Source organism: Komagataeibacter melomenusus (genome assembly GCF_013155395.1).
Taxonomy (GTDB): Bacteria; Pseudomonadota; Alphaproteobacteria; order Acetobacterales; family Acetobacteraceae; genus Komagataeibacter; species Komagataeibacter melomenusus.
Genome location: NZ_JABJWC010000018.1, coordinates 1 through 12,415, shown reverse-complemented (window position 1 = coordinate 12,415; position 12,415 = coordinate 1). Strand labels below are relative to the sequence as shown.

10 protein-coding genes and 1 riboswitch are annotated in these 12,415 nt (G+C 65.3%); of the genes, 8 read left to right on the top strand and 2 right to left on the bottom strand.

All coding sequences use genetic code 11. From position 1 onward, the window contains the following. Positions 1-32 precede the first annotated feature (32 nt). The gene (gene ssb / locus HNW77_RS08605; protein WP_172156922.1) at positions 33-575 is read right to left on the bottom strand and encodes a single-stranded DNA-binding protein; all 543 of its coding nucleotides are present in this window, start codon (positions 573-575) and stop codon (positions 33-35) included. Between the two features lie 238 nt (positions 576-813). On the opposite strand from ssb, the gene uvrA reads away from it, so the two are divergent. The 3 genes from uvrA to speE all read left to right on the top strand — a co-directional run bounded on the left by uvrA (position 814) and on the right by speE (position 5,472). Next, positions 814-3,852 (top strand): excinuclease ABC subunit UvrA, encoded by a 3,039-nt coding sequence (gene uvrA / locus HNW77_RS08600; RefSeq protein WP_172156920.1) that lies wholly within the window; start codon positions 814-816, stop codon positions 3,850-3,852. A gap of 159 nt (positions 3,853-4,011) precedes the next feature. Continuing rightward, entirely contained in the window at positions 4,012-4,476 is a 465-nt protein-coding gene (gene speD / locus HNW77_RS08595) for an adenosylmethionine decarboxylase (RefSeq protein ID WP_025437442.1), read from the top strand. Positions 4,477-4,611: 135 nt separating this feature from the next. Beyond that, a complete protein-coding gene (speE, locus tag HNW77_RS08590; RefSeq protein ID WP_172156918.1) occupies positions 4,612-5,472 on the top strand; it encodes a polyamine aminopropyltransferase in 861 nt (286 codons plus the stop codon). Between the two features lie 90 nt (positions 5,473-5,562). On the opposite strand, the gene HNW77_RS08585 is transcribed toward speE, so the two are convergent. Then, complete coding sequence (locus HNW77_RS08585; protein ID WP_172156916.1) at positions 5,563-5,874, bottom strand: antibiotic biosynthesis monooxygenase family protein; 312 nt, start codon at positions 5,872-5,874, stop codon at positions 5,563-5,565. Positions 5,875-6,000: 126 nt separating this feature from the next. After that, positions 6,001-6,088, top strand: a riboswitch (glycine riboswitch). Between the two features lie 253 nt (positions 6,089-6,341). Between HNW77_RS08585 and gcvT the strand changes: the two genes are divergently transcribed. From gcvT to HNW77_RS08560, 5 genes are all read left to right on the top strand, one after another. Beyond that, positions 6,342-7,475 (top strand): glycine cleavage system aminomethyltransferase GcvT, encoded by a 1,134-nt coding sequence (gene gcvT / locus HNW77_RS08580; protein WP_172156914.1) that lies wholly within the window; start codon positions 6,342-6,344, stop codon positions 7,473-7,475. Positions 7,476-7,522: 47 nt separating this feature from the next. Next, the gene (gene gcvH / locus HNW77_RS08575) at positions 7,523-7,888 is read left to right on the top strand and encodes a glycine cleavage system protein GcvH (RefSeq protein WP_172156912.1); all 366 of its coding nucleotides are present in this window, start codon (positions 7,523-7,525) and stop codon (positions 7,886-7,888) included. Positions 7,889-7,921: 33 nt separating this feature from the next. Beyond that, entirely contained in the window at positions 7,922-10,816 is a 2,895-nt protein-coding gene (gene gcvP / locus HNW77_RS08570; RefSeq protein ID WP_172156910.1) for an aminomethyl-transferring glycine dehydrogenase, read from the top strand. Positions 10,817-11,072: 256 nt separating this feature from the next. Next, positions 11,073-12,077, top strand: a complete 1,005-nt coding sequence (locus tag HNW77_RS08565; protein WP_172156908.1) for an ABC transporter substrate-binding protein — start codon at positions 11,073-11,075, stop codon at positions 12,075-12,077. A 14-nt stretch (positions 12,078-12,091) separates the two neighbouring features. Next, a partial coding sequence (locus HNW77_RS08560) for an iron chelate uptake ABC transporter family permease subunit (protein WP_172157000.1) occupies positions 12,092-12,415 on the top strand: 324 nt, incomplete at its 3' end.

Below are 12,415 nucleotides of genomic sequence, written 5' to 3'. Positions count from 1 at the left end.
GCGCGAAGCGCCGCGCAGGGGGCAGGGGCGGCTCAGAACGGAATTTCGTCATCCAGGTCGCTGCCACCGGCGGGGGCGTCCCATCCGCCGCCACTACCGCTACCGCCTGCCGGGCGCTCGCTGCGCTGGGGCTGGCTGCGCGCGGGTGCGCTGTAGCCGCCACCGCCACCACCACCGCCATAGCCGCCGCCCATGTCATCACCGCCACCGGCGTCACCGCCGCGGTTGCTGTCAAGCAGCACCAGTTCGCCACGGAAGCGGTCGATCACCACCTCGGTGGTGTAGCGGTCCTGGCCGCTCTGATCGGTCCATTTGCGGGTCTGGAGCGTGCCCTCGAGATAGACCTTGCGGCCCTTGCGCAAAAAGCGCTCGGCCACATCGCCCAGGCGTTCGTTGAAGATGACGACCCGGTGCCATTCGGTGCGCTCGCGCCGCTCGCCCGAGGCGCGGTCATTCCATGTGTCGCTCGTGGCCAGGGTGAGCGAGACGATCTTCGCCCCGCTCTGGCTGTTCCGCACTTCGGGGTCCTTGCCCAGGTTACCGACCAGAATGACCTTGTTGACGCTGCCCGCCATATGCTGTCCTTCGAATATGGGGCCGACGGATCATGGACCGGAGGCCCCCGTCGGCTGCCACGATGGCCGCCTGTCAGGCTGCCGTGGCGCAATAGATGGGGCGATCTTACCGTATAGTACGCTGGCAGGCCAGTGTATCACGGCCCTTGTCTGAATGGACCGGCGCAACCAGATATGGCAGGGCCGGATATCGTGGCCAGCATCCGCCATCCCCACGGGGGCGGAACAGGGAGAGTTCATGAGCGTTTCTTCGCGTCCGGGGCAGGTTCCGGCGGGTCAGCATGTCAGCCAGCAGTCCATTCGCGTGCGCGGAGCGCGCGCGCATAATCTCAAGAATGTCGATGTGGACATCCCGCGTGATGCGCTCACGGTCATGACCGGCCTGTCCGGCTCGGGCAAGTCCTCGCTGGCGTTCGATACGGTCTATGCCGAAGGCCAGCGGCGCTATGTCGAGAGCCTATCGGCCTATGCGCGGCAGTTCCTTGAGTTGATGGGCAAGCCCGATGTCGATTCGATCGAGGGGCTGTCGCCTGCCATCTCCATCGAGCAGAAGACCACGTCAAAGAACCCGCGCTCCACCGTCGGCACCGTGACCGAGGTGCATGACTACATGCGCCTGCTATGGGCGCGCGCTGGCGTACCGTATTCGCCCGCCACCGGCCTGCCGATCGAGGCGCAGACCATCAGCCAGATGGTCGACCGCGTCATGGCCATGCCCGAGGGCACGCGGCTGATGCTGCTCGCCCCGGTGCTGCGCGACCGCAAGGGCGAGTGCAAGAAGGAACTGGCCGACCTCCAGCGCAAGGGCTTCACCCGCGCCAAGGTGGACGGCACGCTCTACACCATTGACGAGGTGCCCGAACTCAACCGCCGCCTGCGCCACACGGTCGAGGCCGTGGTGGACCGCATCGTGGTCAAGGCGGGCATCGAGAGCCGCCTGGCCGACAGTTTCGAGACCGCCCTCGGCCTGTCCGACGGGCTGGTCTATGCCGAGGAGGTGGTGAAGGGGGCCAAGGAAGGCGAGGAAGCCCCGCGCACGGTGTTCTCCTCGCGCTTCGCCTGCCCGGTCAGCGGCTTTACGCTTGAGGAGGTCGAGCCGCGCCTGTTCTCGTTCAACGCCCCGCAGGGCGCGTGCCCGGCCTGTGATGGCATCGGGCAGGAAACCTTTTTCGACCCGCGCCTGATCGTGCCCGACGAATCGCTCTCGCTGGCCGCGGGCGCCATCGCACCCTGGCGCAATAGCCAGAGCCCGTACTATGCCCAGACGCTGGCCTCCATCGCCAGGCATTACGGCGTGTCGATGGAGACCCCGTGGGAAGACCTGCCTCAGGGCGTGCGCGACGTGATCCTTGAGGGCGGGAAAGACCCCATTGAATTCACCTATCGCGACGACCGCCGCGCCTACAGCCTGACCAAGCCGTTCGAGGGCGTGGTGACCAACCTGCGCCGCCGCATGGCCGAGACCGACAGCGTGTGGGTGCGCGAGGAACTCTCGCGCTACCAGTCCGAAAAGCCTTGTCATGTGTGCGATGGCGCGCGCCTGCGGCCCGAGGCGCTCTCGGTCAAGGTGGCGGGGCTGAACATCGCGCAGGCATCCGACATGCCCATCAGCAGGGCGCTGGAATGGTTCGGCACGGTAGAAGCCACGCTCACCCCCCAGCGCGCCGAGATCGCGCGGCGCATATTGCGCGAGATCCTCGACCGGCTGCGCTTTCTTGATGACGTGGGGCTGGACTATCTCACGCTCTCGCGCGGCTCGGCCACGCTTTCAGGCGGCGAGAGCCAGCGCATCCGGCTGGCCAGCCAGATCGGCTCGGGGCTGACGGGCGTGCTGTATGTGCTTGATGAACCCTCGATCGGGTTGCACCAGCGCGATAACGAGCGCCTGCTCGGCACGCTCGACCGGCTCAAGAAACTGGGCAACACGCTCATCGTCGTCGAGCATGACGAGGATGCCATCCGCGCCGCTGACTGGCTGATCGACATGGGGCCGGGCGCTGGCGTAAACGGCGGCAACATCGTCGCCGCCGGCACCCCGCAGGAAGTGGCGGCCAACCCGGACAGTCTGACCGGTGCCTATCTGTCAGGCCGCAAATGCATTCCCGTGCCCGCAAAGCGCCGCAAGATCGACCCCAAGCGCGAACTCGTGCTGCGCGGGGCCACGGGCAACAACCTCAAGGACGTGACCGCAAAGTTCCCCTTGGGCACGTTTACCTGTGTCACCGGGGTTTCGGGTGGCGGCAAGTCCACGCTGGTGATCGACACGCTGTACAAGGCGCTCTCGCGCAAGCTGATGGGCTCGGGGCAGAACCCGGCGCCCTATACGGGCATCGACGGGCTGGACCAGCTCGACAAGATCATCGACATCGACCAGTCGCCCATCGGGCGCACGCCGCGCTCCAACCCGGCTACCTATACCGACCTGTTCGCCCCCATCCGCGACTGGTTTGCCGAACTGCCCGAGAGCAAGGCGCGTGGCTACAAGCCCGGGCGCTTCTCGTTCAACGTAAAGGGCGGGCGGTGCGAGGCCTGCCAGGGCGATGGCGTGCTCAAGATCGAGATGCACTTCCTGCCTGATGTGTTCGTCACGTGTGATACCTGCAAGGGCGCGCGCTACAACCGCGAGACGCTGGACGTGAAGTTCCGCGGCAAGTCGATTGCCGATGTGCTGGCCATGTCGGTAGACGAGGCGCTGCCCTATTTCTCCGCCGTGCCACGCATCCGTGACCGGCTGGCCATACTCCAGAAGGTGGGGCTGGGCTACGTGGCGCTGGGCCAGCAGGCCACCACCCTTTCGGGCGGTGAGGCGCAGCGTGTCAAGCTGTCAAAGGAACTGGCGCGCCGGGCCACGGGCCGCACGCTCTACATCCTTGATGAACCCACCACCGGCCTGCACACCGAGGACGTGCGCAAGCTGCTCGAGGTGCTGCATGCCCTCGTGGACCAGGGCAACACGGTGGTGGTGATCGAGCACAACCTCGAGGTGATCAAGACCGCTGACTGGGTGATCGACATGGGGCCGGAGGGTGGCGATGGCGGGGGCCGCATCGTGGCCTGCGGCACGCCCGAGCAGGTGGCCGCCACGCCTGAAAGCCATACCGGGCGATTCCTGCGCCCGCTGCTGGAGCACAGGCCGCTGGTGCCGGTGGAAGAGTCGGCGCCCGCGCCGCGCAGGCCACGCGGCAAAAAAGCCACAGTGGCAACCGACGGCAAAACGCCTGAAAGCCCGAAAAAGAAAGAAAAACCGGCAAAAGCGAAGCGTAAACCGGCAAAATAGACACCGCTTTGCGCACAGGGTTGCGGGGCAGGTGCAAAAAACTTTTCGCAGGCTGCGAAAAACACTTGCACCCCAAGCCCCGCAGGCCCTATCAGCGCCTCTCTTGGCCCAAGGGGGCAATTCTGCCCAACAGGCTGTCTACTGGTTTGGGGGTACGTGATGAACGCACTTGCTCAACTGGGGATGGTCTCGGAACACCCGAGCGATAACCAGATCTCTTCAGCGCCGTTTTCGTCCGAGGACGACCGGAAGGATTATTTCGTCGAGAAAGACGGAATGAAGTTTGCGGGAACGCACCTTCTTGTCGATCTGTGGGATGCCCGGAATCTCGATGATCCGGAACAGATCGACCGTACCCTGTGCGAGGCCGCCGTCACGGCGGGGGCGACGATCCTGCACAGTCACTTCCATCACTTCACGCCCAATGGCGGCGTGTCGGGCGTGGTGGTGCTGGCGGAAAGTCACATCTCGATCCACACATGGCCCGAGCGCAATTTTGCCGCCGTGGATATTTTCATGTGCGGGGCGTGCGATCCGCACCTTGCCATTCCGGTCATGCAGCGCCTGTTCCAGGCGGGCCGGATCGAGGTGGACGAGCAGCGCCGTGGGCGCGTGCAGCTTTAAGCAGCTGTGGCCGGGGTGGCGTTTATGCGCCCTGGCGTGCTTTCAGTAAATCAAAGTCGAAGTGGCGGGCCGGATGTATTTCCGGCCCGTGCTTTTTCATGTGCATCGATTAGGACGGAAAAAAGGGGGTTGGTCATGTCCCGTGAGTGGATCAGCGAGGGCCTGTATCAGGGCTGGCGGCAGGAACTGAGCGTGGATAGGCTGCTGGCACGCACCAAAAGCCAGTTTCAGGACATTGCGGTGTTCGAGAACGTCGACCTTGGCCGGGTGCTGATGCTTGATGGCGTGGTCCAGATCACGGAACGCGACGAATTCGTCTATCAGGAAATGCTGACCCATGTGCCGCTGCTCGAGCATGGCGATGCGAAGCGCGTGCTGATCATCGGCGCGGGCGATGGCGGCGTGCTGCGCCGCGTGCTCGAGCACCGCACGGTGGAAAAGGCCGTGATGGTCGAGATTGATGGCGAGGTCATCGCACTTTCCAAGAAGTTCCTGCCCGCCATTGCGGGCGATGCCTGGAACGACCCCCGCGCCGAGGTGATCGTGGGCGATGGCATCGAATACGTGACGAACGCGGCGGATGGCTCGTTTGATGTCATCATTGTCGACAGCACCGACCCGATCGGCGTGGGCGAGGTGCTGTTTACCGATTCGTTCTACAGGCACTGCGCCCGCATCCTCAGCGCCAACGGCATTATCGTGAACCAGTGCGGCGTGCCGTTCATGCAGGCGGATGAACTGCGTGACACCAGTGCGCGGCGCGCGCAGTTCTTTGATCATGTCTCGGCCTATGTCGCGGCCGTGCCGACCTATGTGGGCGGGTTCATGACGCTGGGCGTGGCCGCCAAGGGCACGGTGCCGGGCCGCCACGCGGCTGATGTGATCCGCGCGCGCGCCGAAAAGGCGGGCATTGCGAACACGCGCTACTGGACGCCGGAGATGCATGTCGCCGCCTTCGTCCTGCCGCCCTATATCGCCCAGAACCTGCCGCGCTGAGCCTGTCGCGCCTGGCTTGGGGCTGGCGTAAAAAAGGGCCGGAGGGGTACACCCCTCCGGCCCTTTTCTGTTGTGCTTTCAGGCCGGTGGTCAGGCGCGGGGGGCGATGCGGGCGGTCTTGCGCAGGCTGACCAGATCCACGCCCAGTTCCTTCACGGCCACTTCGAACACCTTGAAATGCGGGGTGGCGAGATGGGTCTCGAAGGCGGCTTCATCATCATAGACTTCCACCAGGATGACGGTGTGCGGGTCATCGAGCGGGCAGACGGCCTCAAAGCGCTGGCAGCCGCTTTCATCTGCCACGGAATGGGCGCTGTCATAGGCGCAGAGTTCGAGAAAGTGGGCGCGATGTTCGGCGGGAACGCGGAATTCGGCCACGATGGTCAGCGGGCTTGTGCTCATGAAGGGATCATCCTTTTTACGTTACAGGCCCAGAACGTAATGCCTGCGGTGGGCGGTGTCATGATGTGCGCGATCGTTGCGCATTTTCATGGATTGACTTGGCGTATCGGCTCATGTCAAGTCAGCTTTGTCGACACGGGAGAGACTGGCCCCGCGCCAGCGCCGAAGGAGCAACCGCCCCGGAAACTCTCAGGCCAAAGGACCGGTCGGCCAAGACTTCTGGAAAGAGGTGTCCGCCAACCCGGATGCCCGCCGACGGGATAGCGATCTCAGGCACATGCGACAGAAGGGGCACTTAAGAATCCACACAGGATTCGACAGGAGTCCCGCATGCCTACGCCGTTCGTTACCGTGTTCTCCGCATTTCCCCCGACCTGTTCCGCTGGCGCGTTTCGTGCCTGCCCATCCGCATGCCTGGCATGCGGGGCCGCGCGCGTGCCTGCGAACCTGCACAAGGCCCAGCCCGCATGACCCAGCCCCTGCTGCGCACCCCGCTTTACGACCTTCATATCGAACTCGGCGCCCGCATGGTGCCGTTTGCAGGCTACGACATGCCGGTGCAGTACCCTGCCGGCGTCATGGCCGAGCACCTGCACACGCGGGCCAAAGCGGGTCTGTTCGATGTCTCGCACATGGGGCAGGTGCGCATCCGCCCGCGCTCGGGCAACATCGCCGATGCGGCTCACGCTCTCGAGGCGCTGGTGCCTGCCGATATTGTGGCGCTCAAGCCCGGCCGCCAGCGCTATGCCGTGTTCACCACCGATGATGGCGGCATCAGCGATGACCTGATGGTGACCAACATGGGCGCGTGGCTGCTGCTCGTGGTCAATGCGGCCTGCAAGGCGGCCAATTTTGCCCATGTGCACAAGGCCCTGAACGAAACCTGCACGGTGGAGAGGCTTGATGGCCGCGCGCTGATCGCACTCCAGGGCCCCGCTGCCGAGGCCGCGCTCACCGCCCTTAACCCCGCAGCCGCCGCCATGCGCTTCATGGATGTGGCGGAAATGGACCTTGCGGGTGTGTCCTGCATCGTCTCGCGCTCGGGCTATACCGGTGAGGACGGGTATGAAATCGGCATGGCCAACGAGGGCGCCGAAACCGTGGCCCGCGCCCTGCTGGCCCAGCCCGATGTGGCGCCCGTGGGGCTTGGCGCGCGTGACAGCCTGCGGCTTGAAGCGGGCCTGTGCCTGTACGGCGCGGATATCGACCTGACCACCACCCCGGTGGAAGGGGCGCTGGAATGGTCCATCCAGAAAAGCCGCAAGCCCGGCGGGGCGCGCGCGGGTGGCTACCCCGGCGCGCGCATCGTGGCCGACCAGTTGGCCGATGGCACGACGCGCCGCCGTGTGGGCCTGCGTGCTGAAGGCCGCGCCCCGGTGCGCGGCGGTGTGGCGCTGTTTGCCGATGAGGCAGGGCAGGTGCCTGCGGGCCGGGTCACGTCCGGCGCGTTTGGTCCCAGCGTGGGCGGCCCGGTGGCCATGGGTTATGTGGCGACTGACCATGCTGGTGTGGGCACGCGGCTGTTTGCCAGCGTGCGCGGGCGGCTGCTGCCGGTATCGGTCGTGGCGCTGCCCTTCGTGCCCGCTACGTTCAAGCGCTAGTTTTTGCTGTTTTTTCAAACTCCTATTCAGATCAAGGAAATACGGACATGACCGTCTATTACACCAAGGAACATGAGTGGCTGCGCGTTGAAGGCAATGAGGCCGTGGTCGGCATTACGGCGCATGCGGCCAATGAACTCGGCGAGATCGTGTTCTCCGAAGCGCGTGACCCCGGCACCACCGTGGAGCAGGGCGACAGCGTGGCGGTGGTCGAATCCGTCAAGGCGGCATCCGACATCTATGCCCCGGTCACGGGCGATGTGCTGGCCTTCAATGACGCACTGACCGATGACGCGGCCCTTATCAACCGCGACCCCGAGGGCGAAGGCTGGATCGTGCGCATGACCGTGGCTGACGCCACCCAGCTTGAAGGGCTGATGGACCACGCCACCTACACCGCGCTGGTTGGCTGATTTTTAACCCCCCGTTCCCACCTCTTACGGAGTATGCTGGCCGTGACGTCTTCTTCCTGCGGTTCTTCTTCCCTGTGGCAAGATACGGGCGATGATGCCGGGGCGTTCTGCGCCCGGCATGTCGGCCCTGATGCACATGACGTGGCGGCCATGCTGCGCGTGGTGGGTGCGGATACGCTCGACACCCTGATGGCCCAGACCGTGCCCGGCTCCATCCGCCTTGATGGCGCCATGGGTCTTGGCGCGGGCGTGCCCGAGCATGTGGCGCTGGCCCGGCTGCGCGGCATAGCAGGCGAGAACCGGGTGCTGACATCGCTGATCGGCCAGGGCTATTACGACACCATCCTGCCCGGCGTGATCCAGCGCAACGTGCTGGAAAACCCGGCCTGGTACACCGCCTATACCCCCTACCAGCCCGAGATCAGCCAGGGGCGGCTTGAAGCGCTGCTCAACTTCCAGACACTGGTGATCGAACTGACCGGGCTGGACGTGGCCAACGCCTCGCTGCTCGATGAAGGCACCGCCGCAGCCGAGGCCATGGCCATGGCCCGCCGCGTGGCCCGGAGCAAGGCGCAGGCGTTCTTTGTCGATGCTGCCTGCCACCCGCAGACCATCGCCGTCATCCGCACCCGCGCCGAGCCGCTGGGCTGGCAGGTGGTGGTGGGTGACCCCGCCACCGACCTCGATGCGCAGGCGGTATTTGGCGCGGTGTTCCAGTATCCCGGCTCGACGGGTGAGATCCGTGATCCGCGTGCGTGGATTGAAAAGCTGCACGCAGCCGGTGCCATCGCCGCCCTGTGCGCCGATCCGCTGGCGCTGATGCTGCTGCAAAGCCCTGGCGCACTCGGGGCCGATATCGCGGTGGGGTCCATGCAGCGCTACGGCATGCCCATGGGGGCCGGTGGGCCGCATGCGGCCTATATGGCGGTGCGCGATGCCTTCCGCCGCAACATTCCCGGCCGCATCGTGGGCGTGTCGATCGATGCGCGCGGCAAGCCCGCCTACCGTCTGGCGCTCCAGACACGCGAGCAGCACATCCGCCGCGAGAAGGCGACATCGAACATCTGCACGGCGCAGGCGCTGCCAGCCATCGTGTCGTCCATGTACGCGCTGTATCATGGGCCGGTGGGGCTGAAGGCCATTGCCACGCGCATCCACCGCCTTGCTACCATCCTTGCCGCTGGCCTGCGCGCGCTGGGCGCCGAGGTGGTGACGCAGGCGTTCTTTGATACCGTAACGCTCAACACCGGCGCGCAAACGGATGCCGTCATGGCGCGCGCGCTCGCTGCGGGCATGAACCTGCGCCGGGTCGATGCCGCCCATGTGGGCATCAGCCTTGACGAGACCACAACACCCGACACGGTGCGCGCCATCTGGGCCGCTGTCAGTGGCGATGCTGCCCGCATGGCACAGGTCGAGGCCGGGCTTGCCGCTCCGGGCAGCGCCATCCCCGGGAGCCTCGTGCGCACGGGTGAACTGCTGGCCCAGCCGATCTTCTCGGCCTGCCAGTCGGAAACCGACATGCTGCGCTACATGCGCCGCCTGGCCGACCGTGACCTTGCGCTTGACCGCTCGATGATTCCGCTGGGCTCGTGCACCATGAAGCTCAACGCCACGGCGGAGATGCTGCCGATCACGTGGCCTGAATTCTGCAATATCCACCCCTTCGCGCCAGCCGACCAGATGCGCGGCTATGCCCGGCTGTTTACCGACCTTGAGCGCATGCTGTGCCAGATCAGCGGCTATGCGGCGGTGTCGCTCCAGCCCAACTCGGGCGCGCAGGGCGAGTTTGCGGGGCTGATGGCCATTCGCGGCTACCATCGCGCACGCGGCGACATGGGGCGTGATGTATGCCTCATCCCGGCCTCGGCGCATGGCACCAACCCGGCCTCCGCCCAGATGGCAGGCATGAAGGTGGTGGTCGTGGCGTGCGACAGCCACGGCAATGTCGATATCGAGGACCTGAAGGCCAAGATTGCAAAGCACGCCGATGCGCTGGCTGCGATCATGATCACCTATCCCTCGACCCACGGCGTGTTTGAGGAGAACGTGCGCGAGATCTGTGAACTGGTGCATGCGGCAGGCGGGCAGGTTTACGTTGATGGCGCAAACCTCAACGCGCAGGTGGGCCTTGCGCAGCCGGGCGTGTATGGCGGCGATGTCAGCCACTTCAACCTGCACAAGACCTTCTGCATTCCCCATGGTGGCGGTGGTCCCGGCATGGGGCCGATCGGGGTGGGGGCGCATCTGGCCCCCTACCTGCCGGGTGCGCCGCAGGATGGCGGGGCCAATGCCATTTCGGCAGCTCCCTTCGGCTCGGCGGATGTGCTGCCCATTTCGTGGATGTACATGGTCATGATGGGCGATGCGGGGCTGAAACGCGCCACCGAGGTCGCGATCCTGAACTCCAATTACATCGCTACCCGCCTCGCGGGCCATTACCCGGTGCTGTATCAGGGGGCCAATGGGCGCGTTGCGCATGAATGCATCATCGACCTGCGCCCGCTCAAGGACGAGACGGGGGTGACGGTCGATGACATTGCCAAGCGGCTGGTTGACCACGGCTTCCATGCGCCTACGGTCAGCTTTCCGGTGGCGGGCACGTTCATGATCGAGCCGACCGAGTCCGAAAGCCGGGCCGAACTGGACCGGTTCTGTGATGCGATGATCGCCATTCGCAAGGAAATCAGCGCGGTTGCGGCAGGCGAACTCACCATTGAGCAAAGCCCCCTGCGCCACGCGCCGCACACCGTGCGCGACCTGACTGACCCCGACTGGGCGCGCGCCTATGACCGCGCGAGCGCCTGCCTGCCCGGCGCGGTGCACCCGGCAAGCAAATACTGGTCGCCCGTCAACCGGCTGGACAATGCCTATGGCGATCGCAACCTGATCTGCTCGTGCCCCGATATGAGTACTTACGAGGCCTGATAGGCAGATTTAAAAAACAGCAAAAGTTTTTGGGTGCCGCCTTTTTTAAAAAGGCGGCATTTTTTTCAGCTCTTTGAAAAAAGCTTCACCAAAAACGTCCTTATGTTTTCAGGGGTGGCTTTTCAGGCAACCTCTGCGGGACTGATTGCGCCGGGCCGGTTAGTCTATATATCTGCAAGGATATAATAACCGCTCAGGGGACAGGATTGTGAACTGGGGCAGATGCACTGTAGCAACGGGGGCGCTGGCATGCGCCATGGCAGCGGGCCTCGTGGTCCATTGTGCCACGGCGCGCGAGATTACGGACATGGCAGGCCACGCGCAGGCCGTGCCCGACCATCCCGCCCGCATTGCCGACCTGTGGTTCGCCCATAACGAACTGCTGCTGATGCTTGGCGGCGTGCAGCAGATTGTCATCACGGTGGACAGCCCGCAGGCGCGGCCGTGGATGTACCGGGTGTTTCCGGCCCTTGGGCAGGCGCGGGTGGTCAACGGGCCGCAGGTCAATGCGGAATCCCTGCTGCGCGACCAGGTGGACCTCGTGTTCGTGCCGCAGGCCTCGGCTGCCATTACGGCGTTTGGCGCGGTGGGCATTCCGGTGCTGGTGTCCTCGTTCCAGGATGTCGATGGCCTGCTGCGCGTGGTGGACATGACGGCGGCGGCTCTGGGCACCGAGCACGCGCACGCTACTGCCACGCATTACCGCACCATGATGAAGCAGACGGTCAATGACGTGCGCGAGCGCCTGGCCAGCGTGCCCGAGGCCACGCGCCCGCGCGTGCTGCACATCCAGTCGCTGCACCCGCTGCGGGTGGACGGGGCGGACAGCATCGTGGATGAATGGATTACGCTGGCGGGCGGCCGCAATGCCGCAACCGGGGTGAGTGGCAACATGAAGCCGGTCACGCCCGAGCAGGTGGCAGCGTGGAACCCCGATGTCATCATCCTCGGCCCCGAGTGCGGCACCATCGACCTTGCCGCCGATGGCGGGCTGTGGCAGCGGTTGGACGCCGTGCGTAACGGGCGGGTGCATGCCAACCCATCTGGCGTTTTCCCGTGGGATCGTTATGGCAGCGAACTGCCGCTCCAGATCAGTTGGGCGGCAAAAACGCTGCATCCCGACCTGTTTACGGACACCGACCCCGTGGTGCTGACGCGGGACTTCTACCGCACCTATTTCCATTACAACCTGAGTGAGGATGACGCGCAGCGCATCCTTGCAGGCCAGCCCCCGCTGCCCGTGGCGGGTACTGCCCCTTGAGGCTGCGCGGGCTGATGATTGCGGCGCTGGCGACTATCGTGCTGGTGGGGCTTGCGGTTTTCTCGGCCTGTATCGGGCGCTTTGCGGTGCAGCCCGCGCAGGTGCTGCACGCGCTGGCGGCCAGCATCGGGCTGGTGGCGCGGGCCGATACGCCACAGGCGCATATGGTGCATAGCGTGGTGTTTGGCGCGCGCCTGCCACGCATCGGTGGTGCCATCTGCGTGGGGGCCGCGCTTTCGGTGGCCGGAGCGGCGTATCAGGCGGTGTTTCGCAACCCGCTGGTTTCGCCCGGCCTGCTTGGCGTTCTGGCGGGGGCGGGCACGGGGGCGGCGCTGGGC